Here is a 25,750-nt window from a genome sequence, read left to right on the forward strand (position 1 = left end):
CTTTAGTAGTTTCTGGTTATTGTTGTAATTAGTTTATATAACCTCATCTTAAAATCTTATGCTAATATGAAATTAAGAAAAAAGAAGCAGAGGGATATAGAATGAAGAATATCGGTTTAGTATTAGAGGGCGGAGGAATGAAAGGTTTATATACTGCAGGTGTACTCGAATATTTCATGGAAAAGAACTTATTCTTTCCATATGTAGTCGGCGTATCAGCTGGAGCCTGTATGGGAGCAACCTATTTGTCGCGTCAACAAGGGAGAAATAAGAAAGTAAATACAGAGCTAGTATCAGATTACAGGTATATATCTTATCGAAATTTAATTCGAAAACGTGAATTATTTGGAATGGACTTTTTATTTGATGAAGTACCTAATAAAATTGTTCCATTTGATTTTCAAACTTTCTTAAACTGTAATGAACAATTTGTTATAGGGACGACTGATTGCGAATCAGGACAAGCTGTTTATTATAATAAAACAGAACATGGAAATGATATTTTAAAAATCATCCGTGCATCCAGCTCTGTGCCGTTTATAGCACCTGCTGTAGAATATGATAATCGAAAATTACTAGATGGAGGAATTATAGATCCTATACCAGTTTTAAAAGCTCAAACTGATGGTTATGAAAAGAACGTTGTAATTATGACAAAGCCAGAAGGATACGAGAAGCAGCGAAATAAATTTTCTGGTCTAGCTAAAATTCTATATAGAAAATATCCGAAAATCGCAGAGAATTTAGTAGACCATTATCGTTTTTATAACGAGACAATATCTTATATGAATCAAGAAGAACAAAAAGATAATTTTTTTGTAATTCAACCAAGTGTACAGCTTCCTATAAGCGGAATAGAAAGAAATAAGGAAAAGCTCGTTAATTTATATAATCTTGGGTATATCGATGCTCAATATCATTATGAAAACTTATTAAATTGGCTAGAGAAATAAAGGAGTGGTAGGTAAAAAGGTTATTTTTAATGAATTGCAGAACATGCCTAGTCTACTGTATAAACCGTTTCCGAATTGTGACATTCGAAAAATAAGAAAAGATTTTAATAATACGTTTACAGAAGATGATTGTATAAGCGCTGATTTAAATTATTATTGGATGCATACAGCAGGTACTTTAAGTTACGTGTTTAATAATAATGAACAGGAGATTGTGTTTAATCAAATTAAGTGGCTAAGAAAATCGTTTTTTGAGTGGTTTCCGCAATATCGTTTTTTAGAAACAGAGATTATAAATTATCCCATTTTATATAGAGATTTCATGAATTATGAAAAAACCCGTAAGCTATTACTTTATTATCTTACTGAATAAAAATTAAAACGTACAAGTGATGCTGTTTGTACGTTTTTTGTTCATAAAATATACAATATTAATACCTTGTCCATGTAGGTATTTTAACGAGAAAAAAGAAGTACATATAAAATATGTAAGAGGGAGGAGATAGAAGCTTGTTAGCTGTTTTCCTTCCAATTCATGTCCAACTCAAATATTTCGAGTAAAATTCGCTTCTAAATGGTATTATCAAATATCAAGAAAACTAATTTAGAAACGAAGAAGGGACAGGTTTAATATGAAAAACGTATCAAATGTAGATAAAGTAGAATCCATACAGTCTTTACAGTCAACAATCCGTAAACTTGAAAATGCACTATCTCAGATGACTCAAAAAGGTGCAAATACTACATTAGTGAAAAAAAGACTCAAAGCAGCTAGTATCGGCTTAGCTATGTTAGAAAGTATTTGGAATCAAGAAACCCATCATTACACCCAAGAGGATTTAGCAGACGCTCGAAATGTTCTAATTGGTTTGTTGCCATCAATTGAAAAGATTTATGTTAAGTCAAAGCTTGGGAGTCCTCAAAGAACACTGTTAGAAAGAAGAATAAAATCATTGGAACTTTCTATTCAAGCAATTGATCATCTTTCTAATCAATAACTTCTCTAAACACATAACTTACGACTACTTTTATATAGGGATTCTAATGAAAAAATTACATATAGAATACTACAAAGGAGAAAGAGAGGTGATGGAGAAGGTACCAATAAAGCGTCTGTGTTAAAAATAGGTATGGACGTGCAGTATAGCAGTCGTTTTCCTTCAAATGATTATCCATCCGGAAAGATTGAAACATATTCTTTTTATAGTTCGATTTTAAATAACACACGTAAAATTCATATTTATACGCCTCATGATTATTCTCACACTTCACATCTTCAATAACTTCTCATTGTATTTGATGGGAATTCATTCATTCATAACCTTCCAATCGCAAAAACACTTAATTATTTAATTTACAAAAATGAAATCCCATCTTGTATTGCTGTTGCTATAGATCCTGTCGATCGATTAGAAGAGCTAACTTATAATGATAAAATGAATGCATTTTTCAAGGAGGAATTACTTCCGTGAATTCAGGCGAAGTATCGTGTGCATCAAGAAACAAAACATACAACAATTGCTGGTTTCAGTCTTGGTGGCTTAGCAGCTTTTTATGCAACACTTCAAAATCCACATGTTTTCGGAAATGTGTTGTCAATGTCTGGATCCGTACATTGGAAAAAAGATGATTATGAAAATCAAATTTAATCAATAGATTCTAATGCGACTCATCTCTATTCTTACATAGCAGTAGGAGAACTTGAAAACAAACCTCTTTTAACGGCTAATAGACGTCTGTATAAAGCTTTAAAAGAAAAGGAATACCAAATTACTTATGAAGAGTTTCAAGGCGATCATGGTAGCGTGTGGTGGCGAGAAAAGCTATTCGAAGGATTAAGGGCATTGGAATTTACAAAAACGACACTAAAAAATAAAAAGGAGAGAGAAGCTATGAATCAAGAAGAACTAGATAAAAAACTAAAAAAGCAAGAGATTTTAGTAAAAGATGAAAAAGTTTGGTCCTATACGTATGAGGATCATATTAGTTCTATCGTTAAAGAGGCAGAAAAGAAAGGGTCATTTGATAATTTACCTGGTAAAGGTAAACCTCTTAATCTCGATAAAGATCTTTCTTACAATCCTGAAAAGCAACTTTATAGAACTTTAGCAAATAATCATGTTTTGCCTAGGTGGATTGAGCTTTCAAAAGAAATTGACGATTTAAAAGAAAGACTAAAAGAAAATACAAATACGGCAGAAGCAGCGGATTTAATTCGAACTATTAATAAAAAGGTTTTAGAACATAATTTACTTTGTCCACCAAGTGCGCAAAAAACGAGGGTGAAAACGGACTTTTAACAATTTTTCACGAAGCTATTTCTTGCTATATAATTAAGTAAGGCATTTTCAATTCATTACTAAAGGGAGGCAAATGTGATGAAGAATACGTATCAACTTCAAATTCCGACAGAACTAGAGCAGTATCGTAGTATTTTAGAAGAAAGTATAAAACCGTATGTTAAAGTGTCTGGAACATTAGCAGAGACAACACTTTTTGAGAGTAAGTTTGGTGGTTATCCGTATTTACCTATAGATCAAGAGCATCCTAAAGACTCAAATGGACAACCTATGATGCTACTTGCGCAGTTAAACTTTGAAGAAATTCCGCATGTTGAATATATGCCTCAAAAGGGAATGTTACAGTTTTTCGTAAGTGCTGATGATGAGCTTTATGGAGCAGATTTTGATCATCCAACAATCCAAAAAGACTTTCGAATTATTTATCATTCTACAATTATAGAAGATTTAAATAAGGTAATTACTGATTTTAGTTATTTAAACACTTTAGAATTAGAAGACTTTATCATACCTGAAGCAGCAAAACTGAATTTTGAGTTAGCTTATCAACCAGTAACACCAAGAGATTATCGATTTGAAATGATTTTTAGTGATAACATTGATTGGGAAGAAATTGTTGATGAAGAAAATAATACAGAATTAGGCGAACTGTATGATGATTTATGTAAAGATCAAGGACATAAAATTGGTGGATATCCATTTTTCACACAGACAGATCCGAGAGAATGGGAAGAAAAATACCAGCAACATGACATATTATTGCTGCAAATTGATACAGACGATTCATTAAATATTATGTGGGGCGATTCTGGGGTTGCTAATTTCTTTATACGTAAGGAAGAGCTGTTAAATCTAGATTTTTCCAATGTCATTTACAATTGGGATTGTTACTAGAGGATATAAATAAAATAATAGCAAACAAAAAATCTTCCTGAAGGTGAGGAGGATTTTTTTATGTTAAAAATAAGCGTTATGTTAACTAGGATAAGAAACAATGAGTGTAATGAAAGTCAAGCCTAAATAACAGAAATAACAACAAATAATGTGAAGTTGTAAAACGTGTGCAAATAGCAATAAATTCATAAAGTAAAACATAAAATATAATTATTAATTTATATTTTGTATAGAAATAATTTTTCTGTATAAAAAATTTCTTGTCGATCAAAAATGTTTTTGATTCGATAATTCTTAATTGATTATTGATTTGAATTTGCTGTGATGGATTTATAGCAAAATAAATGATAAAAACTGTAGAAATTCGTTTAGATAAGATTTTGTGTAAATCTCACTAAAAATCTCTGTTTCGTCTCATTAAGTATAGTTTACTTGGTTTTTGATACCCGATATCGCTTTGTCCCTATAACTGCCTATAATATATATTATGTTAACTGTAAAAAAGTAATAAACTTACTAAGTTTTAGTTGTGCTTATTATGATCCCCTTTTCCACCGAATTAGTAATGTGTGATTGGTTATGTATTTATTCGCTTTATTAGCTATTGATAATAATATTTTCGGATATAAATTAGATTTTAAATAATAAAAATACAATTCGTTTAATCTGTTCATTTTAAACGAATTGTATTATGATGACGAATATTTTTTTATAACTAGTTTGCTACAGCGATTGCTTCGATTTCAATTAATAAGTTATCGTTAATTAACTTTCTAACTTCTACAGCTGAACTTGCTGGTGGATTATTAGTGTCAATGTATTGATCTCGAATATTTCTCACAATGGCCATTTGAGAAATATCTGTTAAAAAAAATGTTAATTTGACTACATCATTAAATTTTAATTCCGAAGTTTCCAATGCACTTTTAATATTTTCGAATACTTGTCGCGTTTGTGTAGCTAAATCGTCAATTCCAACTATTTGACCGTCAGTGTTAATCGCTACTTGTCCAGATATGTAAATTGTTCGTTTAGCGTTTGTAACTTCGACTACATGCGAGTATCCAAAAGTTGGTGGCATCGTTTCTGGATTGATAAATTTCTTTTGCAAGGCTCTTCTCCCCTTTAAACATTTCATTTTCTTAATGTTAGGTTTTGATTTCAGATTATCCTCTATTTACTAATAATTATTTATCGATTTAGCTGCTACATTTGTAAAAGTGTATTAGCACTTTAATTTAAAGTTATTGATGGATTATGTACGTTTGATTTTTTTTGTGCTTGTTATAATTACACCTTGTTTTATTAATTCTTCAGTTACTTTTGTATAGAAAAAGTGATACCACCAGATAAAAAACTCTTCATAAGTAATTTCTTTTGAGTATCTGCTGCTGGCAAAGTATTCTTTTAAAGATTTATCGTTTTCATTAAACAATAAGACTAAATCTTTACTGATCCAAGATGAAGCATTACAAGTAAATATTGAAGTTTCGTTCCTTTTATTTTTATAGATGGCGAATTATCTCCAGAGAAAATCATTTTAGCTTCATAAGCTGTATGTAATATATTCTCCGGAATATTATTAGTAAACACTTCATAACCCCTCCCTTACTAGTAAATTCATTGTAAGATTTATGTATTTACTAACTTCTATAAACGAAAATAAGTATCCTCTAATAATCTCAAATTAAAAACCTTAGCATAGATATACTAAGGTTTTTTGTATTTTTATAATGAATGAATTCTTTCATAGTCTTTTTTAAATTGATTATCATTTTTTAACCAACTTTTAAAAGTTGGTTCCTTTATTTCTAAAATGGAACAAGTTTTAGCGATACATTTATTTTTCATATATTCCTTAAGGAAATTTTGTTTTCTCTGCTTAACAGCAGATTGGGTTCTTTTTAGGTTTCGATCTTTTAATTGATCTAGACTTAGACTTTCTTTCTGAAATTCTTCATATTTTCTATGCAAATAAATATCTTTGTCTTTATAAATCCAATTTGAAAATAGTTGTATTGATTTTCTCCCGGTTAAAATGACGCGATAATGTTTATTTTGATTTAGTAAATCGGCTGGTAAATTGTGATTTTGTAGTACCTGATTTAAAGAATTCATAAAGCTATATGATCCTCCTACAAAGCTTACTGTATACGTTTCATACTTGACGTAACCATCCCCATCAAAATATCCACGAACAAAATGATGTAAATATTCTTCTGGTACAAAAGGAAATTCGATGTTAAATGATTTACATGGCATAATTCCGTGCATGTTCATAAGGTCGTCTTTTATTGTTTTGCTATTAATATTTAGCATATATACACCTGTTTTTTTGTTTTGGTATAGCGGCTGATTTGTTTTTAGTTCTTTTTTTATATCTTCTAAAATATAACTTTCTTTTTGTGATATACTGACGCATTGATTTTCTTTTTGTATAACGCCGTCAGCTGCTATAAATCCTAAAATATAAGCCATATTATTTGACCAAGTTTTAAAATAATTTTCTTTTATGTCATACTTTCTCTTCCAATTCCCTATAGCGCGCCTTGGGACGTTGCTGTCTGATAAAACCATACGAATATACCTTGCAGACACATTAGCAAGTGTAGCGATCTCTGAGGTGCTTTTCCCCTCTGCATATAGCTGCGTTATTTCAGATTTTGATAGTTTACATTTTGATTTCTTTTTTCGCTCTATGTGCACTTACATCCTCTCCTTCCTTTTAATAATTTGAGACTTATCTTCTTCTATAACATATAACGAAACGTACGTTCTTTGTTGCTTATAAGAAGAAATTTACTAAATTAAAAAAGTTTACATCTACTTAATATTGATTTTATCTGCTGCTACATGGTTTTTATTTTGCATATAAGAATAATGAATTTGACAAATTTATGAAAGGTACTGCATTTAAGGTGAAAGGTAAAATGATTTCGTTTAAACTACAAATAGCTACAATAACAACATACGTATATTGTTAATCGTAAAAAGGAGAACGAATGAATAAGAAATATACAAACCAAATTCATACTGATATGAGTTTTAAACCGAAAGATATTATAAGTTTAATGACGGATTACTTTAAAATGAAATCAAAGCTGCGTCCTATAAAGGATTTGCCTGTTGTTTTATCAAATAAAGATAATGAAGCGTTAGAGAGTGTTACATGGTTTGGCCATTCTGCTTCTCTTTTGAAAATAGAAGGTAAAAAACTGTTATTAGACCCGATGTTTGGAGATGCCTCTTCCCCATTTCCCTTGTTTAATAGTAAGCGTTATAGTGGTGCTTTTTCTTTAGAACGTGATGACCTTCAAGAAATTGATGCGATTATCATTTCTCATAATCACTATGATCATTTGAATTACAAAAGTATTATGCAGTTAAAAAATCGCGCAAAACACTTTTATGTTCCAACTGGAGTTGCACAATATCTTATTAAATGGGGTGTTTCACCTAGTAAAATTAGTGAGCATAATTGGTGGGACGAAATTACGTTTGATAATATTAAGTTAGTATGTGCGCCTGCAAGGCATTTCTCTGGACGTGGTATGACAGATAGAGATCGTTCATTATGGTGTTCATGGCTTATTCTTGGTCAAGAGACTAAAATTTTCTTTAGTGGTGATAGCGGTTATGCCCCTCACTTTAAGGAAATTGGTGATAAATACGGTCCATTCGATCTTACATTAATGGAATGCGGGCAATATGATCCGAGGTGGTCTGCTATTCATATGTTGCCTGAAGAAACGGTACAAGCTCATATTGATGTTAAAGGAGAATTACTTCTTCCGATTCATTGGGGTGCTTTTACGTTAGCATTACACGAATGGAGTGACCCGATAGAACGTGTTACGAAAGAAGCTAACCGTTTAGGAGTTAAAATTACAACGCCACAAATTGGCGAATCTATTACGTTAAAATCTACAGACTATCCTTTATCCGCTTGGTGGAAGGAAATTTAATTTTAAAATATAAAAAGAGCGAATCCTCTTATAAAGAATTCGCTCTTTTTTCTGTATTTAAACTTATTTCACTATATTGGATCTCCCACTATCTAATACTCTATTTGCTGGTACACTGGACATTTCAACCACTGTATTCATACTCTTATCAGTCAGTTCAATGAGTTCGTTTTCATGTTTTATTTTATTTAAATCCCACACCATTCCATGAAATTCATTATGTTGACCACTTACCTGTATAATGCTTTTTGTTTTATTTGAAGGCTGTATTTGAAGGTTTGTAAATTGATTCCCACTAATTTCATTTGGCGTAGTTACTTGACTATCCATATAAATCATATTTACACAGTCTTCTAAAGAAAAGTTCATAAAACGATTGGCATTTATCCAAGCTTGTCCGGTGCTCGGTTTTTTCGCTACTAATTTCAGTCCAGTTTCCATTCCTACAACTTTAATATTTTCGAAGTTAACAAACGAAATTTCATTTTCTTTTCCAGCAGAGTATAAAGAAATTCCGGTACCTTTATTCGTTTCCGTCCAATTGATAATATTTATATCTTTTATTTGTGTTTTGTTCCAAGTGTTATAATATTTATTTTTACCGTCTAAATAAATAACTTCAGAGTTAAATTTAGGATCGTCAATAGTTATATACGCTCCTTCAATGGATGCGTTTTTCTCTAGTTCTAAAACTCTAAAGTTTCCCTCAACTACAAATTGCGATCCATAACCAAATAATAATTTCACACCTTTTTTAACAATGATTGGTGACGTGATTTTATACTTTTTATCATCAAGCAATACAGTTTTAATTTTACTAGACTCTGCTTTATTAATAGCAGATTGTATTTTTATTGAATCATTTTCCCCTTTAAAGTTTTCTACATACAAGTTAGTACTTTTAGCTGCATAGTCTTTTTTGTTGTATTGATAAAAAGCAAAAATAATTAAAACTATACCAATGAGTAAAACAATTATTTTCTTCATCGTACTCACCCCATATCGATTAATCTATGGCTTTTATATTCAGGTTATTATTATTTTGCTTTGTATTTCAGATTACCATTGCTGCTTTGTCTATTAATCCCTTCCTCTATCCTTAATAAGCTCTTACTGGCGATATAAGATGTACTGCTGCAGATTGCTCTCCTGCTTCAATCAATATCGGTCGCATAGAACCTCCAAAACTTAAAGTAATCGTTTCTTCTTTTATTGCTCTTAAAGCATCAACCATAAAACGCCCATCGAAAGATATATTTAATTGTTTTTCACCTTGAATCGCATCTATTTGTTGCGTTTCAGATATTTTCCCAATTTGAGAAGCGTTTGAAGAAATTTTAATTGTGGATTCGTTTATGATTTCTAAGTTAACATTGTTATTAGCCCATTCACTTGCTAATAAACTTGATCGGTCTACACCTTGTAATATCTTTTTTCTATCTACGTTAATAATCGTTTTAAAATCATTTGGAATAAGGTTAGAAATATTAGGATATTTCCCTTCAATTAGTCTTGAATATAATGTAGTTGTTCCGAGCGTAAATATAATATGACTCTCTGAAAGGTAGATATATACGAATTCCGAATTGCTGTTCATTAATTTTAGAAGTTCACTAATGGTTGCGCTTGGCACAATACAATTTGCTTTTACATCTGAGGAAAGTAATGTTTCTCGTATCGCTAGTCTATGTGAGTCAGTTGCAGCGCAAATTAACTTATTATTAGATAACTCTATATGCACCCCAGTAAGAACAGGTCTAGATTCATTTTTTGCTACCGCAAAGACTGTTTGTTTAAATACTTCAATCAATTGCTCTGTCTCTACCTTGATTTCTGCATGATTGTCTATAAGCGGTACATTCGGAAACTCATCTGCAGGAAATCCATTTAAACTTAATGTGATTTCTTCTGATTGTATCTTAATAGTTTGCTCATTCTTACTTTTTATTGCGATATCACTTGGCATTTTCTTTATTATTTCAATGAAATACTTTGCAGGTACAACCATAGTTCCTACCTTTAAAATAGTTGCAATCTTTTCGTCTTCAATTGAAACAGGAATGAATTTTTCAATAAAAATATTTGAGTTACTTGCAATTAAAGTAATTCCAGATTGATCTGCAGTTATTTTTATACCAGATAATATAGGAATTAAAGATTTTGTTGATATTGCTTTGTTGACTTCTGAAAGTGCTTGAGTGAATTGTTTGTGATTAACGATAAACTCCATGTTTCCCCCGCCTTACATGAGATAATATTTTTATGAAGATTGATGAACGATTGTTCCGTTAAAAAAATAAGGTACTGTTTCTTTCTTTTGTAATAAATATAGTAAATGTTCTGGTATGCGTAAATACGGTGCTGCTATATGTAATTCCATCCAAGTAATCTCTTCGATTTCTTTTGGCCTTGATATATATGTCTCCCCGCCGATTATTTCGCCTAGAAAATTAAAGAAAATTGCATGATGATCTCTTTCCTCGAAAAAGGCTTCACTGATAGAACAAATCCCGTTTACGTTTATGTGTAACCCTGTTTCTTCTTTTACTTCTCGAATTACTGCTTCTTCTAATGTTTCTCCTAGTTTAACTGCGCCACCTGGTAATGTATAATAAGAACCATTTTCCCCTTTGTTTTTTACCATTAAGATCTTTTCATTAGTTTTATCGTACAAAATCGCGTATGTAACATTAACTTTTTTCATATGTACCTCCTCTATTTTAAATAAAAGGAATTTTCTGTCTTCTATTCATTCTACCATTAACTCCTTTTAATATATATAAGTTAGTTAAGTCTTGCCTTTACCGCTATTGTTGGAGTTAATAAGAATAGGCTACTGATATAAAAAAAGAACGTACCTTAGGAAGATTATCCAAAGTACGTTCTTGCAGTTTTAGTATAAAAATTGATTCAATTAATACTGAAATTAATAATAACCTCGCCCTTATTGCATTTGTATTTCAAATACTAACGTTAACAAATTCTATATACTTTTTAACCGTTTTTCTAAATAATAATGATTATGTCCTTTCGGATGATCTTCACTTACTCCAATTACTTTATATCCATGTTTCTTATAAAAATCAGGTGCTTGGAAACTAAAAGTATCTAAATTAATTAACCTACACCCTTTTTCAATTGCAAATTCTTCAATAAGCTTTATTAACTTGCTTCCGTAACCTTTATGCCTATATTCTTCAGAAACCCATAGAAACTCAACGTGTACATGGTGCCAAAAAGTTATTGCTGTTACCCCACCTACTATTTCTTCTTTTTCATTTCTTACTATGAAACTAACCTTTTCTGAAGGTGTTTTTTCTTCATCTGCAAGATATTTTTGATTGTATTCAATTACTTTCTCTCTTATGTAATCACTATCTTCTTGTACCCACTGCTGTACTATTTTCATTTTAAGTGTCACGCTCCTTTTTACTTATCTATTCAATTTTATAATGAAATTGTCCTGTCTTTAATAAGTTCGTAAAGAAGCAAAGTTAATGGAATAAAAAAGAGCCCTAACATGAGGACTCTTTTTAAAATTAAGCTACTTTCCGATGTAAATGTTTTAGTTCCTTTTTCTTTTCTACATTTGGTGGGCGGATTAATATTGAAATAATGAAGGAAATAACACTTAAAACACCGATTATAATGAAAGTTGGTTGAAATCCCCCGAGTATCGCTCCAATAAATGATCCTGCAAGCGCACCAAATCCGAAACCTTGGTAGACAATCCCGTAATTTGTACTATGGTTTTTTAATCCAAAGAAATCTCCGACAATAGCTGGGAATATAGTTATATTACCGCCGAAGCAAAAGGCGACACTTGCTACACAAGCAAAATAGATTCCGTAATTTAGCGGAATAAAACTTAAAGTAAAGACTGACAATCCTATAATAATAAACGTTGCAGAGACAATTTTCATTCGGCCGATTTTATCTGATAACGTCCCAAGAATAATTCTACCTACTGTATTAAAAATTGCAATCATAGCAACGGCGTTTGCAGCGGTTGCTGCGCTAAGTCCAACGAGTTGTACACCGATATCTTTTACCATACTGATTAAATACAAACCACCCATACACGAGGTAAATAACATAAAAAATAGCAGATATACTTGTTTCGTTCGCATCATTTCACGCGGAGTATAGTCATTGTGCAATGTTTCAGTTACAGCATTACTTACAATTGCCTCACGTAAGAAGAACGATCCGATTAACACTAAAAGTAACACGATAATACCCCAATATAAGAATGCTTGTGATACACCAAGGTTATCGATAAAATTTCCGTTTATATATCTAAAGATTAAGCTGCCCATTCCATACGCTGATACAGATATACCTGAAATAAGCCCTTTCCGATTTGGAAACCATTTAATTAAATTAGATAGTGATGTAATATAAGCTGTTCCATCCGCATAACCAACAACAACACCAGCTAATAAATATAATAGTGGTAAGGAAGAAACTTGTGAACTAAGTATTAAGCCGAGTCCTAAAACAATTCCTGCAGTAGCAATAAGTTTCCGAAGTCCTAATTTTTTCTGCAATTTTGCTGCAAATAAAGTTGAGAATGATAAAGAAAAACTTGTTATAGAGAAAGTTATCGCTACTGAATTAAGATTCCATCCAAACTTACTTACAAGGGGTTGATTAAATAAACTCCATGTATAAATTGTTCCAAGGCCAATTTGAACAATGATTGTACCTAGAACAATTAGTAACGGATTTATAGAAGTTTGTTTCATACTAACTGTCCCCTTCTTTTATCTTGACATAGATTTTCACAGTTAGTATATCCATCGTAAATTGCAAGATACTGTACGGAAAATGGTAATTAAGTTCATATACACAAAAAGACACTTCATAAAGAAGTGTCTTTTGCAGGTTATATCAGATGTTTCTAAAGAAAGCTTTGTTAAGATAAGCCATTTTCGAATGCTTATGTATATATGTTATCAAATAATTTCTTATATGTGATGAGACTTAAGACGTATTTTTCATTCATCATATAGTCGGATGAAAAATTAATATTCGATTTCATCAAAATCCTTCGGCTGCGGTACAGTTTGCATATTAGCTGCATCTTTAGGATCGCTATAAATTGCATTTTGCTCTGTATTTACATCTTTTATATTTTGTTTTTTATTTTTGTTCACTTTATCTTTCACTTACAATCACTCCTTTTTGTTATAGGAGTAATTATGCCCTATTACCGTTACTAAATGTATCAGCGACTAAATTACTAAATTCACGTAAATAATATAAGTAATTATCACCGCCGTAGTTATATCTTTTGTTATACATTTTTGCAACAACTACATTATATTCAGGTATTACTAAAATAGTCGGTCCAGTAATCCCTAATATTTGATATGACCCTTTTGGAACACGTTCACCAAGTTCGCTTAATTGTGCAGGTTCATTTTGAACGAACCAAAACAAGCCATTTTGTGGTAGCTCTTTATTTACATATGTTGGACTCTGCAAACTCGTAGCGATTTTTATAACTTCTTTTGGAACAATTTGCTTACCGTTTATCACACCTTGATTTAAATGAAGATTGCCCCAATAAGCAAATTCTCTAGCTGAGACAAACAGATTTTTTTCAGTACCGTCATCTACCGTACCAATTTCACTAGTCGCGTCTTCATTTGGATTATTAACAACGTCAACTAAATTTTCATCTCGCTGAACTCTCCAACCTGTTTCTTGAAAATTAGCAGGCTTAAAAACACGCTCCTTTAACAATTCAGGAAAACTTTTGTTATATAGCTGATAAATAAGACGTGTCATCATTCTTACATTAATATCTCTATATGCCCATGCTTGTCCCGGTTCAAATTCACGAAAAATTGTCCCGTCATTCATTTCTTCTAATCCGTGCGAATGTGTTACCAAATGTCTTATCGTTGTTTTACCAAGCAATGCAGGATTAAAGTCTTTAAAATATTTTATCGCTTCATCATCAATAGAGTTTATTTTCCCCTCGTAAAGCGCATACGCTATCATTAATCCTAAATAACTTTTTCTAGCAGAAGCAACGTTGAACTGCGAAGATGCGGTTACTTTTTTATTAGTCGATGTATTTGAGTGATAACCGCTATAATGCTCTAATACGACTTTATTATTTTTTATAATACAAATTGCTGTAGCAGAACTATGATTTTTTTCTTTTATATTCTCTACCCAAGAAATCAACTTATCATATGTATACAAATAAATCCCCCTTAATACACATCAAAATTACAGTATGAAAGAAAAGTATAAACAGTATTTACACCTTTCTTTCATATAAAATATTAATGATGTACTATATTTAAATAATCCACCAGTTCCAGCAATTAAAGCAACCAAAACATCCGGCACAACCTACGCAACCACCACATCTGCCACCGCCGCAACCGCCACAGCGTCCACCACAACCTCCGCATCCGCCACAACGACGTGCATCGCCTTGGATGTAATAATATGGATATTGGCTTTGTTGTTGATCCCAATACACAACATTACCAGTTTGATAATCATTAAGGTTTAATGTTTGTAATTCATGTTGAAACTGATTCATTACGAACCCCTCCATTTATAAATATAAATTTCGCCCAAACGTTAAAGTTTATATATTTTTGTAAACAAAATAGAAACAAGACTATAGACTAAATGCGTACATCAACAAAATATGAACTTACACTAGGTGATGTACCTTGTTTTTCAGCCTATTTTCTTTATATTTATTCGATGGACGTATTTACTATAAATAAAGTGATTTAAAAATTACTAATCCAACAATTTAGTAGTTCATCACTTAACTTTCTTTCTAGTAATTCCTTCACTAAAGGCATTGGCATGATTTCATAATGATTTAAGGCTTCTTTATTATAATCTATCCAGTGAAATGCTAAATGAGACTCGCTCGATTTCGGTGTTAAGTCCGTATGTAAATCTTGTGACTCTACTTCAAAAATGTGATTAATTTCATGATGGAGCACTTCTTTATCTTGCCATTGATTTTCTATGACTCCTAAAAATTGTTGTATACTACAGTTTACTCCAAGTTCTTCTCTTAACTCTCTTATTAATGCATTCTCTACTGATTCTCCAATTTCAACATGGCCACCAGGTAAAAAATAATGATGGCCAATATATTCAGCAACTAATAATTTTTCATCTTTTATCATGACTGCTCGTACAATATGATGGAATTTACTTTTCAATTGATATTCCTCCTAGTTATTCAATGTATAGTTGCTCAAAATAGTCATTTAGTATTGGTATAATATAAATCATAGGTGTTTCATACGGATGCATATCATTAATAACTTCAAGAGCATCTTTTACAAGTTCTCGTTTACACTTTATTTCAACTTTACATTCTTGCCCTTCGCATATTCGACCAATTTCTCCATTAAAAGGAGATGCCTCGTCTAAAGGTCTCCAATATCCTTTCACTGAACTATAGGAAAGACAATGGTCATATTCGCCCGTTTTACATGCTCCAATTTTATTTAATTCATCCCTTAATGTTTCAATATATTCTTCAGGAATGAATACTTCAATTTTCAATTCAGTAAATTGCATATTTCATTTCACACCTTTACTTCATAATAGTTAAACAAATAAACGATATACTTGCTCACCATCATACTCCTGTCCTAATGATATGAAACCATATCGTTCATATAGTTTCTTTGCAGAGATATTATCTTTATGTACTGTTAATCTAATTTCTTTACACGATTTAAAAGTATTTTTTATTATATTAATACTTTCTTGTAATGCTGCTTTTCCATAACCATTACCTTGCTGCGATTGATCAATAATAAATCCGTTAATCCAATACATATCTGATGTCTCTCTTACAACAGCATGCATAACAAAACCAACCATAAGGTCACCATCGTATATAGCGAGTGGTATGTACTCTACATTGTCACCATCTGGTTTTATATATACTTTAGCAAGCGAAACTGCTACGGATGGAACAAATTTCAACTGATTTTCTTTAACTTGTAGTTTTAATGCTTCTTCCCAATTTTCTCTCGTAACAACCTTTAACTGGACATTCAATATTGTAAGCTCCCTTATATAGAGGATGTATGTTTATATTCAACGTAGCGAAATAATTCCCTTTTTCGACAACGACTTATAACATAATTTTTATAAAATCTTGAATGAATTTTTCTGCATCTATTTCTAAAGCTATACGGGCTCCTTCAGATTTAGAGTTAGGGCGAAAATCAGCAAATGTTTGTCCTTTCGTATCTCCGTATGTATCTACATTCACTGTACGATGCGCAAATTCAAAAAAACTTTGGTTAACTAATCCACTTATAGCAACCACATCATGAAGCAATGGCCCTTCGATAGATGGATTAAGTTTTTGGTATGCAGAAAAATAGTAATCATACATTGGTTTCATTATCGTATGGGATGGATTCTTTGAATTAGCTTGAATATAGTCAAACACATTTGGTGTTAACACAGCTTTGTTTGTTACATTTAAAGGGAATATGAATAAATTCTTTGCTTGATGGAAAACAATTTTACTTGCTATAGGATCTCCATACACATTTGCCTCTGCTAACGGCGTAACGTTTCCTACTTCTAAAAAAACACCACCCATGAAATAGATTCCTTTTACATTTAGCATTAAATCATTCCATAAATTAAAAGCAATTGCTAACGAGGTAGATCTTCCTACATCAACAATTGTCAAATCTTTTCCGTACTTTATAAGAATCGCAGCAATACTGCCGAAATTATATATTGGAATAGATAATACATTTTCTGGAACATGGATAGGCCCTAATCCTTCTGCTCCGTGAATTTCAGGATAGTACGTAGTAATTTCTTCTGTAAGTGGTTTTGTTGCACCACTAATGACAGGAATGTCTTGTCTATTTGCTAACTGCAAAATATACGTTGCATTATGTGCAGCATGTATATGCTCAACATTTCCGTATCCAGTTACAATACCGACAATTTCAATTTCGGGATGCAGTAAGCCATACATAATGGCAAATGAGTCATCAATACCTGGGTCTCCGAAAAATAATACTTTTTCCAAGAAATACGCTCCTCTCACGAAAAAATTGAGTCATTAGTAACTATGTATATGAAAAAAGCAAGTATATCTATGCAAATTTTAGAATGGATAATGTTTTACAAAATATTAAAAAGGAACTAGCGTATGCTAATTCCTTTCTTGAGTAACCATTCTCAAATTTAATTAATTATCGTATCCTTCATAAATTGCATCATTTATTTGATTTTGTATTTTTGTATCATCAGGTACAGGTTTCCACCAATTTCCTGTAATAAATAACATAGTTAATAAATTATAACTATCACTAAAATAACTTTCTCTCTTATTCTTCATCCAATCCCAACCGCTATTTACCCACTTTTGATTATTGCTACTTGTTATACTTGCAGCAATAAACGGTGAAACAAATACAGCAGTTGAATAACTACCAATATTAGATCCATTTAATTGATAACCATCCACAATTTTAGAAGGATTTCCATTCGTTTTATTTTGAATCCACGAAGAAACTTTATCAGAAATGACTTTACTTCTTTTCTCGCCGTACATCGCATAGTCCATTACAATTCTCAATGGTACCCGACTAGCATTGTAATAATATGCATTTGTATATTCTGACTCATCTAAGAAGTCTTTAGGTGCGGGTTGTGGTGGGTTTTTTACAACGAAATCTGAAATAAGTCCTGTATTTGGAGAGTATGTATTACTAAATTGCGTATAAACATCGTACAAATTATTAATAACAGTAAGCCAAGTTTTATCACCTGTAAATTCATAAAATGCTCTAAGGTGTGACATCATCCAATCAGATGGTCTCGTATCAAGTGAACTTTTAGAATCCCAATCTCCTAAATTTAGTCGGTTATTATTTGTAACATTACTAGCTTTAATACCTTTTGTAATCATGTCTTGTGCTTCTTTCAAATAATTAACTGTTCCATTAGATCCCCACTGCTTATGAGCAAGAAGAAGAGAATACGCAATATCTAAATCTCCATCAGTAGCAGAATCAAAATGACCTTGTGCTTTTTTACTATCTGCGACAACCCATCCCATTAAATTAGGATTTTGAGAACTTTTAAAAGTTCTTGCTGTTTTAAATAAACCGTCATAGATTTTTTGAGCATTCGAATCATAACCAGCCATTAATACTGTAATTATCATCCCATACCCTTGACCTTCTGAAGTTCCAAGTGGCTTAAACCCATCTGCATCACCTGTAATCTCTCCTTTTATGTAATAACCACCAGGTAAAGAAGATAAATCATTTTTCAAATATTTCTTTTTCCAATTATCGTAGTAACTTCTTACAGAAGCATTTAAACTTTCCTGTGTAACATGATTCGGTTTTATAACACCTGCATAATTAACTTGCTGCGGAAATGGTTTCATTTCCTTTGCAGCAGCTACTTGTTGATTAACTACGGGAATAGAATTTTGTACTGAATTGTCCGTTACACTTGCTGCGAAACTAGAATTAGAAAAACTAGCTAGTCCGATTCCTACAATAGAAATACATGTGAAAATTTTTCTTTTTCCATTCATTATGTTGTCAGCTCCTTTTAAAATGCTTACTACATAAAATGTAACATACAATATTTAACTGAAATACAAAATATTATATTTATCAACATAAGAAAGAAACTATATAAAAAAGTATCATAAAATCATTATTGAATTACATTATACGGATTGATTATTTACTAAATTCCTATGTTTTTCTTTTCTTAATACTGGTATATGAGCAATCACAATTCCAAGTATAGTAATTCCACCGCCAATTATTGAAACTAAAGTTGGCACTTCTCCTAACCATATCCAAGCAATGAAACACGCAGTTATTGGCGTTAAATATAGAGAACTTGTTGCTTCAGAAGCACCAGCACGAGATATAATATAGGCCAATGCAATATACGGGAGTACTGTTGGAAAGACACCTAAATATATAACACTCAAGTTAACTTCAAGAGGAGCTGCTAATATTTCTTGATAAACTCCGGGTAAGAAAATAAGCATACATACAGTACTAGAAAAAATTGTATATATGGTAAATGGTAAGAAACCGTATTTTTTTAAGTAAGATGTTTGGAAAACGAAAAATAGACTTTCTGAAATCGCCGCTAATAATATAAATAATCCCCCGCTATTTAATTGAATAGCGTCGCCTTGGCTAAATGAAATTAAGGCAATTCCTGCAAAACTCATTACACCACCGATCCAGCCATTTAATTTCATTTTTTCATTCAAAAAAACAGAAGCAAAAATTGCCGTCACTATTGGAGTGACTGAAATTATTAAACTTGCAGATCCAGCATTGACTGTTTTTTCGCCGTAATTTAATGCGATGTGATAAATAGTAAACCCTAAAGCACCAAATATAAAAAATGCTGGGATATCCTTTAAATCCGGTAATCGTAGTTTGTATATAAATGAAAATAACAAAAGTATAAATGAGGCGATTAATAAGCGTAGTAAAGTAAGGTGTTCAGGCGTATAAGATTCAAGCCCCAGACGAATTGCTGGAAAAGCAGTTCCCCATATAAGAATTGTAAAAGCATGAGCACATATAATGCGTAAATCCCATTTTTTATTATGCATGTTTTCTCTCCCTCCTTAATAAACCAACCATTTTTAAATTACCAATTATTTCTTTTCATCATATTTAATAGTTGATACAATGTCTTCAACCAGTTATTTATCGGAAAAACCAACCACTTTGAATCTTTTAAATTAACGAAGGAGTTTTTTATATGACAACCGATAAAAAAGTGCCCAAATATCGGCAGATAATAGACTATATGAAAGAAAAAATTGAAAACGGAGAATGGCCAATTGGAAGTAAAATCCCTAGTCAGCGGCAGTTAGCAAAATTATTTCATGTAAATCGAAGTACTGTAATAACTGCGCTAGATGAACTTATGGCAGATGGTTTAATTCAAGGACAAATCGGAGCAGGAACAATTGTAACAAATAATACATGGTCATTATTAGCAACTAATCCCCCGCCTGATTGGAGTGAATATGTAAAGGCCGGTATTCATAAACCAAGTAAGTTAATGGTGCGAGAAATAAATGAAGCAGAAGCAAATAAAACGCTTATCCATCTTAGTAAAGGTGAACTTGCACCTCATCTTTTTCCGCTCGAAACTATGCAATCTATAATAAAAAACGTCAGTGAGGAATTAGATTATTTCGGATACGAAGAACAAAAAGGTTTTTATCCGTTACGTGAAGCAATAAGCAAATACGTAAAATCATTTGGAATACATGCATCACCGGGTTCTATATTAATAGTCTCGGGTGCACTCCAAGCATTACAATTAATATCAATTGGTCTTTTACATAGAAAATCAACTGTTTTACTTGAACAACCTTCTTACTTATATTCACTTCATGTTTTTCAATCAGCAAATATAAACTTATCCGGTATATCAATGGATCATCACGGTATTTTACCTAACGACTTGTTAAAACGAATTAAATATAGTCAAAAGAATAATATTTTATATTCAATCCCTTGTTTTCAAAATCCAACGGGGATATTGATGTCCAAAGAGCGAAGAAAAGAAATATTAAAAATATGTAAAAAAGAGCAGTTGCCTATCATCGAGGATGATATTTACCGAGAGTTATGGATTGATGAATCACCTCCAGCTCCTTTAAAGTCAATAGATAAACATGGACATGTATTATATATTGGTAGTCTCTCTAAAACACTTAGCCCTGGACTTAGAATTGGATGGATAATTGGACCAGAACCTGTTATTGATAGATTGTCAGATATAAAAATGCAAACAGACTATGGATCAAGCTCTTTATCTCAAAGAGTAGCTGCTGAATGGATAAATGAAGGTTTTTATGAAGAACATGTAGCAAACGTAAGAATGCACCTGAAAAAACGAAGACAAATAATGATACGAGCTTTAAATAAATATTGTGCAGATATTGCATCGTGGGATATTCCTAGTGGTGGAGTTTTTATATGGCTAAAGGTTGTACATAACATTCCGATGAAAAAACTATTTTCAGAGGCACTATCAAAAGGAATTCTTTTAAACCCGGGACGTATTTATGAAGAAGAATCAGATCAGTACATTCGTTTATCATATGGATATGCTTCTCCAGAACAAATGACTAACGGAATTAAATTGCTCAGTGAATTAATTCGGAAGTTAACGGCATAAAAAAATCCTCTTTTGTTTTTGGAGGATTTTTTCACGTATTTTATTTACCACAATTTCATTTCCTGCCCTAATAAAATAAGTTCTTCATAAGGATCTCCGTCAATATTTAATACTTGAGCAAAAGCAGGTTCTGTTTTTAAACCTTGTTCCTTTAAGTGAATAACTTCTTCCCTTATATGAGGATGCTGCATTAATAACATGTGCTCCACTATCATATGTCTATATGCATTTTGATTACGCACTGGCTTAGGTTGAGCAAATAATTCAAATTCAAAACCTTCGAATTCAAAATTCACCTTTATCGATTCAGTACCTTTCATTTTTTTCTTTTTTATGTTGAACCCTCTATAAGAACCATATAAAGATCTCATTTCTTGCTCAAAAACATCAAAGTTATATACTTCCATTACAATATCTAAGTCAGATTGAGGAGTATCAATTCTTATCGGGATTGTCCCGCAAAGAACGGGATTATATAAAGCTAAATCCTCCATAATATTTAGTTTGTTCAAAACATCATATACCTTTTGTTGCTTGTCATTCCCTGATTGTAAATATGTAATAGATGTAAACATGGAAGTCTCTCCTTCATTTCACGTAATACGTGTCTCACTAAACTCAAGAAAAATTTGTCCGTTTAAACTTGTTCTAGAAGTACCTTTATTTCAATATATTAAGGCGAATAAACAATATGTTTCAACTTTTCTCCTATACTGCAATACTATAAAAATAAAAAAAGGAGGAATTATTATGAGCATTTTCAACGTTCTTTTAGCCATCCACATATTATTTGGAACGATATGTTTAATCACCGGTATTGTAGCGATGGTTGCTCAAAAGAAGAAAGGAAAACATACGGAATGGGGTGAAATATATCATGCATCCTATGTTGTGATCACCGTTACTGCCATTATATTATCCGTTATAAACTGGGATAAAATCGCATATTTATTTTATGTAGCAATTTTCTCTTATTCATTTGCGATTTATGGATACCTCGCACGAAAAAAACGTTGGAAGAATTGGCTTCACCACCATATTAGAGGTATGTTAGGCTCTTATATCGGTGCTGTTACTGCACTTTTAGTAAATGTCGGTATTCATATTCCCTTAATTAATTTACTTCCGCCTATATGGTTTTGGTTTTTACCTACATTAATCGGTATTCCTCTCGTAGCCAGTGTATCAAAAAAATATAAAAAGCGTAGTTAAACTTCATTACATTTTCGTTACTTTCTGATGATTATTATGAAAAATCATACTCAATGTAATATTTTTTTATAAATTCAAGATCGTATTGCTTTAAGTTAGTCACTTAGCGCTAAATAAGAAGAATCCAATAACAGTATTGGATTCTTTTTCAAATTTCATTTCAATATCGGCTTTATGCATTCAATGATGTTACCATTTGGACCAAAAACCATCTTTGTATACTTGTGGGTACTTGTTTTATTGGTTCAGTGATAATTACACCATTATAGTTTAAGATTGTAATAACGAATGTAAACGATCCGGGTAATTCGTAAACATCCCATCAACGCCCCATAAAAGTAACTTTTTCATATCTTTTTCATTATCTACAGTAAATGGATGAACTTCTAATCCGTGCTTCTTTATTCTCTTTACATAAGCGGAATCAATATATTTATAGTTCATCCCAAGACCGATGCAGTATGTTTTATACTTTTTTATCTCTAATTCAGTTAATTGAACTGACTTTTTGTAAGGTAGTAATTGTACTAGCGGTAAAGTAACATCTAAACTATGAATTTTTTGCAGACTTTCTTCACTAAATGATTGAATAATAACGTTATCACTTATTTCGTAGTGCTGTATAATTTCTAATAGCTTCTCTTCCATACCAGCGTATTCATCTGGTGATTTTGTTTCAATATAATAGTTTGCACCATTCCCGAACGTTTCAATAATTTCTTCTAGTGTTGGGACTTTAGCATCTTCAAAGTCTTTCTTTGCTAAACTTGGATGCTTTTCATTGAAAAAAGAACCTGCATTAAGTTTCTTTATTTCTTCTAATGTATGTTCCTTAACTAGACCCGTACCATTTGTAGTGCGGTTTACTGTTTCATCATGCATAGCTACTAAATGTCCGTCTTTTGTCATTTGAAGATCAATTTCTATATAATCTCCTTTTAATTGTTGTCCTAATTTATACGCTGCTATTGTATGTTCCGGCGCATACGCAGAAGCGCCTCTATGTGCAATGTTTTTTATATGATTTGCTTGATTAATAGCTTTCGTGTACTTACGTTCATCTACTTTATGTAAAACGAAAGTACCTAGTAATATAATGGTGCAAATGATTGTAATGATATATATCTTTTTCATAATGATGTATTAACTCCTACATGAAAGCAATTTGGATCGAATAATTTATTCAATTAAATGTCGATTTTCAAATACAGTCATTTGTCCAACAGATTGAAAACCAGCCTTTTTATAAATATTAATCCCATCAGGTGAAGCTTGTAATACGCATTGAGAAACTTTCAATTGTTTTGCTTCTTGCAGCAAGTAATTAAACATAGTGGAGCCAAATCCTTGCCCTCGCATTTTTTCTTTAGTTGCTATATCATAAATACCAATACTATCTTTTGTACATACTAATGAACCAACAGATACGACTTCATCTTTAAAAATCCCTAAATATAGTTTCATATTTTCACTATTCCATAAATCGAAAGAAGCAGTTTCATTATAAAATGTTTGCACATGTATACCTTCCTCTGATGTACCAAATAGATTAGCTAACGTTTCCCCAAACTTTTTAATTTGTCCTAACGAAGATGCTCTTTGTATCGTAAAACCTTCTGGCATTTTTATTGTTGGTTGAATTGTCTTTAAGTCTGCTACCATCGCAATATTTTGTTCTGCTTCTTTTAAGCCAAGTTTTATTAATTCGTTTTTTATAGCCTGTTCATAGCTATTATCCCAAAACCAAACACACATTGGAAACTTCTTTTTATTATAGTTGTTTATCACTTTATATAATTTCTCAATGTCTTCCGTTACATCATTGTTTAGTAAAGTAATGATATTAAATGTATCTGCAGGTAAACCACAATCTACAGCAATGTAGTCCTTCGTTTCTTTTACATTCATTTCATGTACATGACGCGCAATATATGACATTTTATATGTGAAGTTATCTATTAATAACTGTTTATAATTCATTCTTTTTTCTCCTTTCATAAAAATTCGTATTCAAATCGTTCAGTATTAAATATAACATATACGAAATGTAACTATTTCTATAAAAATATCTCTATAAATCACTCTATACGCTCTGAAAGAATTAAAAATGATATAACGTTGTCGGAATGAAAAAAGTGGTATATAATAAATATTAACATTACTAGTAATTATTTTAGGTATTCCTAGAATAAAGGAGCGATACATATGAAAATTACTATTTATTTCGGAAGTCATGAAGATCAAGATGTTCGTACTATGGACTGTCATTTAGATGTAGAAGATACAGAAGAGATTGTTTCTGTATCATAATATAAATTGTAGGGATGAACCCTCTTCCCTACAGCGTTTAAGGCACCCTTTACAGGTGTCTTTTTTGTTGTTTTTTTCGTCAAAAACCCTTTACTTTATAGCGTTTTAATAGTAAAATATAAATATACGAACAAACGTTCTTTTTATTTTAATTGTACATGAAGGGATGATTTTTACAATGGCTCAAGCAAAGCGCAGAGGAAGAAAAAAGCAAACACCTATCATTTCAAATACAGGCTTTATCGGCTCTGTCTTTATTGATACATTGGAGTTACAAAAGAAATCCTATTATTTCGCTCGTAAAAAACTTCAAATTGTTCATCACGTACTTGATGGCCTCTCTGGGGCAACAAGTTCTCTATTTAAAGAACATAACATTTCAGCATACATGTCATGTGTGTATTTACATAAACAAAAGAAAATCGGCTTTGTTCTTTCAACGAAACCATTTGAACAAAGTGATGGTATTGCTTATTTTGTAAATTATTTAATCGAAAAGAATTTTTACGGTAATGATGAAGAAGTAGAATATCAAGAAGTATTTAATACAGGTTTTATTGGTGTAGTATTCGCTGATTTATGTAGTATAGATCGCTTTAATTTCGAGTTTGAAATGGGTATGTTAACGAAATTAATGAAAGATATGATTATTCCGGTTAAAGAACTCTTTTTACGCCACAATGTACCGGCTTACATCTCCACTTCTCATTTAGAAGAACAAAACAAATTAGGTTTCGTTTTATCTGTAAAACCGTATGATGAACGTGCAGAAGCAGATTTATATTTTGAAGCGTATTTAAAAGAGCGCGGGTTATTTATTGGTGATGAAGAAGATGATATTGATAAGATTGTTATTAGAAAAACAGCTGAATTACGATAGAAAAGC

The 25,750-nt window shown here is 31.6% G+C and carries 29 protein-coding genes and 2 pseudogenes; 10 read left to right on the forward strand and 21 right to left on the reverse strand.

Annotated elements, in window-relative coordinates; genetic code table 11:
- Window positions 1-101: 101 nt before the first annotated feature.
- The 6 genes and pseudogenes from QCI79_RS27120 to QCI79_RS27145 all read left to right on the forward strand — a co-directional run bounded on the left by QCI79_RS27120 (window position 102) and on the right by QCI79_RS27145 (window position 4,147).
- Window positions 102-953, forward strand: a complete 852-nt coding sequence (locus QCI79_RS27120; protein ID WP_000789289.1) for a patatin-like phospholipase family protein — start codon at window positions 102-104, stop codon at window positions 951-953.
- A 4-nt stretch (window positions 954-957) separates the two neighbouring features.
- Window positions 958-1,326 (forward strand): YxiJ-like family protein, encoded by a 369-nt coding sequence (locus QCI79_RS27125; protein ID WP_000232877.1) that lies wholly within the window; start codon window positions 958-960, stop codon window positions 1,324-1,326.
- A 259-nt stretch (window positions 1,327-1,585) separates the two neighbouring features.
- Entirely contained in the window at window positions 1,586-1,951 is a 366-nt protein-coding gene (locus QCI79_RS27130) for a hypothetical protein (protein ID WP_000800309.1), read from the forward strand.
- A 93-nt stretch (window positions 1,952-2,044) separates the two neighbouring features.
- A pseudogene (locus QCI79_RS27135) lies at window positions 2,045-2,821 on the forward strand (alpha/beta hydrolase); the annotation flags it as partial.
- A 24-nt stretch (window positions 2,822-2,845) separates the two neighbouring features.
- Window positions 2,846-3,253 (forward strand): DnaJ family domain-containing protein, encoded by a 408-nt coding sequence (locus tag QCI79_RS27140; protein WP_002101039.1) that lies wholly within the window; start codon window positions 2,846-2,848, stop codon window positions 3,251-3,253.
- Between the two features lie 78 nt (window positions 3,254-3,331).
- The gene (locus tag QCI79_RS27145) at window positions 3,332-4,147 is read left to right on the forward strand and encodes a YwqG family protein (protein ID WP_000799821.1); all 816 of its coding nucleotides are present in this window, start codon (window positions 3,332-3,334) and stop codon (window positions 4,145-4,147) included.
- A 715-nt stretch (window positions 4,148-4,862) separates the two neighbouring features.
- Here the strand turns inward: QCI79_RS27145 and QCI79_RS27150 are convergent.
- From QCI79_RS27150 to QCI79_RS27165, 4 genes and pseudogenes are all read right to left on the reverse strand, one after another.
- On the reverse strand, window positions 4,863-5,258 hold the full coding sequence (locus QCI79_RS27150; RefSeq protein WP_001169714.1) for a RidA family protein: 396 nt from the start codon (window positions 5,256-5,258) through the stop codon (window positions 4,863-4,865).
- 133 nt (window positions 5,259-5,391) lie between these two features.
- Window positions 5,392-5,603: pseudogene (locus QCI79_RS27155) on the reverse strand (hypothetical protein); the annotation flags it as partial.
- Window positions 5,588-5,740 carry a hypothetical protein gene (locus tag QCI79_RS27160; RefSeq protein WP_002005131.1) on the reverse strand — a complete coding sequence of 51 codons (153 nt, stop codon included), beginning with the start codon at window positions 5,738-5,740 and terminating at the stop codon, window positions 5,588-5,590. The gene QCI79_RS27160 and the pseudogene QCI79_RS27155, both read right to left, overlap by 16 nt.
- A gap of 135 nt (window positions 5,741-5,875) precedes the next feature.
- Window positions 5,876-6,853, reverse strand: a complete 978-nt coding sequence (locus QCI79_RS27165) for an LAGLIDADG family homing endonuclease (RefSeq protein WP_000546838.1) — start codon at window positions 6,851-6,853, stop codon at window positions 5,876-5,878.
- Window positions 6,854-7,149: 296 nt separating this feature from the next.
- Between QCI79_RS27165 and QCI79_RS27170 the strand changes: the two genes are divergently transcribed.
- Complete coding sequence (locus QCI79_RS27170; RefSeq protein ID WP_001037078.1) at window positions 7,150-8,112, forward strand: MBL fold metallo-hydrolase; 963 nt, start codon at window positions 7,150-7,152, stop codon at window positions 8,110-8,112.
- Between the two features lie 63 nt (window positions 8,113-8,175).
- Here the strand turns inward: QCI79_RS27170 and QCI79_RS27175 are convergent, their stop codons facing one another.
- From QCI79_RS27175 to QCI79_RS27240, 14 genes are all read right to left on the reverse strand, one after another.
- On the reverse strand, window positions 8,176-9,099 hold the full coding sequence (locus tag QCI79_RS27175) for a hypothetical protein (RefSeq protein ID WP_000721076.1): 924 nt from the start codon (window positions 9,097-9,099) through the stop codon (window positions 8,176-8,178).
- 112 nt (window positions 9,100-9,211) lie between these two features.
- Window positions 9,212-10,342 carry a DNA polymerase III subunit beta gene (gene dnaN / locus QCI79_RS27180; protein WP_000394484.1) on the reverse strand — a complete coding sequence of 377 codons (1,131 nt, stop codon included), beginning with the start codon at window positions 10,340-10,342 and terminating at the stop codon, window positions 9,212-9,214.
- A 30-nt stretch (window positions 10,343-10,372) separates the two neighbouring features.
- The gene (locus tag QCI79_RS27185; RefSeq protein ID WP_000757608.1) at window positions 10,373-10,816 is read right to left on the reverse strand and encodes an NUDIX hydrolase; all 444 of its coding nucleotides are present in this window, start codon (window positions 10,814-10,816) and stop codon (window positions 10,373-10,375) included.
- Between the two features lie 279 nt (window positions 10,817-11,095).
- Window positions 11,096-11,521: a GNAT family N-acetyltransferase gene (locus QCI79_RS27190; protein ID WP_000706907.1), complete on the reverse strand. Its 426-nt coding sequence runs from the start codon at window positions 11,519-11,521 to the stop codon at window positions 11,096-11,098.
- A gap of 130 nt (window positions 11,522-11,651) precedes the next feature.
- The gene (locus QCI79_RS27195) at window positions 11,652-12,860 is read right to left on the reverse strand and encodes an L-lactate MFS transporter (protein ID WP_000815125.1); all 1,209 of its coding nucleotides are present in this window, start codon (window positions 12,858-12,860) and stop codon (window positions 11,652-11,654) included.
- A 279-nt stretch (window positions 12,861-13,139) separates the two neighbouring features.
- Complete coding sequence (locus QCI79_RS27200; RefSeq protein ID WP_000653680.1) at window positions 13,140-13,283, reverse strand: hypothetical protein; 144 nt, start codon at window positions 13,281-13,283, stop codon at window positions 13,140-13,142.
- 31 nt (window positions 13,284-13,314) lie between these two features.
- A complete protein-coding gene (locus QCI79_RS27205) occupies window positions 13,315-14,331 on the reverse strand; it encodes a serine hydrolase domain-containing protein (RefSeq protein ID WP_000288900.1) in 1,017 nt (338 codons plus the stop codon).
- 100 nt (window positions 14,332-14,431) lie between these two features.
- Window positions 14,432-14,680, reverse strand: a complete 249-nt coding sequence (locus QCI79_RS27210; protein ID WP_001071345.1) for a heterocycloanthracin/sonorensin family bacteriocin — start codon at window positions 14,678-14,680, stop codon at window positions 14,432-14,434.
- A 199-nt stretch (window positions 14,681-14,879) separates the two neighbouring features.
- Entirely contained in the window at window positions 14,880-15,326 is a 447-nt protein-coding gene (locus QCI79_RS27215; protein WP_000836836.1) for an NUDIX domain-containing protein, read from the reverse strand.
- A gap of 16 nt (window positions 15,327-15,342) precedes the next feature.
- Window positions 15,343-15,690 carry a divalent cation tolerance protein CutA gene (gene cutA / locus QCI79_RS27220; RefSeq protein WP_001160775.1) on the reverse strand — a complete coding sequence of 116 codons (348 nt, stop codon included), beginning with the start codon at window positions 15,688-15,690 and terminating at the stop codon, window positions 15,343-15,345.
- Window positions 15,691-15,720: 30 nt separating this feature from the next.
- Window positions 15,721-16,179, reverse strand: coding sequence for a GNAT family N-acetyltransferase (locus tag QCI79_RS27225; RefSeq protein WP_001102682.1), 459 nt, complete (start codon window positions 16,177-16,179; stop codon window positions 15,721-15,723).
- Window positions 16,180-16,255: 76 nt separating this feature from the next.
- Window positions 16,256-17,179 (reverse strand): nucleoside hydrolase, encoded by a 924-nt coding sequence (locus tag QCI79_RS27230; protein WP_021727921.1) that lies wholly within the window; start codon window positions 17,177-17,179, stop codon window positions 16,256-16,258.
- 162 nt (window positions 17,180-17,341) lie between these two features.
- Entirely contained in the window at window positions 17,342-18,703 is a 1,362-nt protein-coding gene (locus tag QCI79_RS27235; RefSeq protein WP_001013594.1) for a family 8 glycosyl hydrolase, read from the reverse strand.
- A 138-nt stretch (window positions 18,704-18,841) separates the two neighbouring features.
- Window positions 18,842-19,756, reverse strand: coding sequence for a DMT family transporter (locus QCI79_RS27240; RefSeq protein ID WP_000551608.1), 915 nt, complete (start codon window positions 19,754-19,756; stop codon window positions 18,842-18,844).
- A gap of 152 nt (window positions 19,757-19,908) precedes the next feature.
- Here QCI79_RS27240 and norG point away from each other — a divergent pair, with 152 nt between their 5' ends.
- Entirely contained in the window at window positions 19,909-21,342 is a 1,434-nt protein-coding gene (gene norG, locus QCI79_RS27245; protein WP_000205600.1) for an efflux pump transcription regulator NorG, read from the forward strand.
- A 44-nt stretch (window positions 21,343-21,386) separates the two neighbouring features.
- On the opposite strand, the gene QCI79_RS27250 is transcribed toward norG, so the two are convergent.
- Window positions 21,387-21,917, reverse strand: a complete 531-nt coding sequence (locus tag QCI79_RS27250) for a DUF4269 domain-containing protein (RefSeq protein ID WP_000495176.1) — start codon at window positions 21,915-21,917, stop codon at window positions 21,387-21,389.
- A gap of 175 nt (window positions 21,918-22,092) precedes the next feature.
- Between QCI79_RS27250 and QCI79_RS27255 the strand changes: the two genes are divergently transcribed.
- Entirely contained in the window at window positions 22,093-22,554 is a 462-nt protein-coding gene (locus QCI79_RS27255) for a DUF2306 domain-containing protein (protein WP_000021774.1), read from the forward strand.
- A 270-nt stretch (window positions 22,555-22,824) separates the two neighbouring features.
- Here QCI79_RS27255 and QCI79_RS27260 read toward each other — a convergent pair whose 3' ends face one another.
- Together QCI79_RS27260 and QCI79_RS27265 are read right to left on the reverse strand one after the other, a co-directional pair.
- A complete protein-coding gene (locus tag QCI79_RS27260) occupies window positions 22,825-23,688 on the reverse strand; it encodes a glycerophosphodiester phosphodiesterase (protein WP_000725523.1) in 864 nt (287 codons plus the stop codon).
- A gap of 45 nt (window positions 23,689-23,733) precedes the next feature.
- Window positions 23,734-24,534, reverse strand: a complete 801-nt coding sequence (locus QCI79_RS27265) for a GNAT family N-acetyltransferase (RefSeq protein WP_001107073.1) — start codon at window positions 24,532-24,534, stop codon at window positions 23,734-23,736.
- A 496-nt stretch (window positions 24,535-25,030) separates the two neighbouring features.
- Between QCI79_RS27265 and QCI79_RS27270 the strand changes: the two genes are divergently transcribed.
- On the forward strand, window positions 25,031-25,744 hold the full coding sequence (locus QCI79_RS27270) for a hypothetical protein (protein ID WP_002196556.1): 714 nt from the start codon (window positions 25,031-25,033) through the stop codon (window positions 25,742-25,744).
- The last annotated feature ends 6 nt before the right edge of the window (window positions 25,745-25,750 follow it).

This window comes from Bacillus cereus group sp. MG1 (genome assembly GCF_040460035.1).
In the GTDB taxonomy this organism is placed as follows: domain Bacteria; phylum Bacillota; class Bacilli; order Bacillales; family Bacillaceae_G; genus Bacillus_A; species Bacillus_A cereus.

What these genes read in the sequence shown, in the direction of transcription:
- dnaN (WP_000394484.1), bottom strand. Translation starts at nt 10,342, where the DNA reads ATGGAGTTTATCGTTAATCACAAACAATTCACTCAAGCACTTTCAGAA.
- QCI79_RS27265 (WP_001107073.1), bottom strand. Translation starts at nt 24,534, where the DNA reads ATGAATTATAAACAGTTATTAATAGATAACTTCACATATAAAATGTCA.
- QCI79_RS27190 (WP_000706907.1), bottom strand. Translation starts at nt 11,521, where the DNA reads ATGAAAATAGTACAGCAGTGGGTACAAGAAGATAGTGATTACATAAGA.
- QCI79_RS27130 (WP_000800309.1), top strand. Translation starts at nt 1,586, where the DNA reads ATGAAAAACGTATCAAATGTAGATAAAGTAGAATCCATACAGTCTTTA.
- cutA (WP_001160775.1), bottom strand. Translation starts at nt 15,690, where the DNA reads ATGCAATTTACTGAATTGAAAATTGAAGTATTCATTCCTGAAGAATAT.
- QCI79_RS27270 (WP_002196556.1), top strand. Translation starts at nt 25,031, where the DNA reads ATGATTTTTACAATGGCTCAAGCAAAGCGCAGAGGAAGAAAAAAGCAA.
- QCI79_RS27210 (WP_001071345.1), bottom strand. Translation starts at nt 14,680, where the DNA reads ATGAATCAGTTTCAACATGAATTACAAACATTAAACCTTAATGATTAT.
- QCI79_RS27195 (WP_000815125.1), bottom strand. Translation starts at nt 12,860, where the DNA reads ATGAAACAAACTTCTATAAATCCGTTACTAATTGTTCTAGGTACAATC.
- QCI79_RS27170 (WP_001037078.1), top strand. Translation starts at nt 7,150, where the DNA reads ATGAATAAGAAATATACAAACCAAATTCATACTGATATGAGTTTTAAA.
- norG (WP_000205600.1), top strand. Translation starts at nt 19,909, where the DNA reads ATGACAACCGATAAAAAAGTGCCCAAATATCGGCAGATAATAGACTAT.
- QCI79_RS27255 (WP_000021774.1), top strand. Translation starts at nt 22,093, where the DNA reads ATGAGCATTTTCAACGTTCTTTTAGCCATCCACATATTATTTGGAACG.
- QCI79_RS27250 (WP_000495176.1), bottom strand. Translation starts at nt 21,917, where the DNA reads ATGTTTACATCTATTACATATTTACAATCAGGGAATGACAAGCAACAA.
- QCI79_RS27240 (WP_000551608.1), bottom strand. Translation starts at nt 19,756, where the DNA reads ATGCATAATAAAAAATGGGATTTACGCATTATATGTGCTCATGCTTTT.
- QCI79_RS27145 (WP_000799821.1), top strand. Translation starts at nt 3,332, where the DNA reads ATGAAGAATACGTATCAACTTCAAATTCCGACAGAACTAGAGCAGTAT.
- QCI79_RS27140 (WP_002101039.1), top strand. Translation starts at nt 2,846, where the DNA reads ATGAATCAAGAAGAACTAGATAAAAAACTAAAAAAGCAAGAGATTTTA.
- QCI79_RS27185 (WP_000757608.1), bottom strand. Translation starts at nt 10,816, where the DNA reads ATGAAAAAAGTTAATGTTACATACGCGATTTTGTACGATAAAACTAAT.
- QCI79_RS27260 (WP_000725523.1), bottom strand. Translation starts at nt 23,688, where the DNA reads ATGAAAAAGATATATATCATTACAATCATTTGCACCATTATATTACTA.
- QCI79_RS27175 (WP_000721076.1), bottom strand. Translation starts at nt 9,099, where the DNA reads ATGAAGAAAATAATTGTTTTACTCATTGGTATAGTTTTAATTATTTTT.
- QCI79_RS27120 (WP_000789289.1), top strand. Translation starts at nt 102, where the DNA reads ATGAAGAATATCGGTTTAGTATTAGAGGGCGGAGGAATGAAAGGTTTA.
- QCI79_RS27235 (WP_001013594.1), bottom strand. Translation starts at nt 18,703, where the DNA reads ATGAATGGAAAAAGAAAAATTTTCACATGTATTTCTATTGTAGGAATC.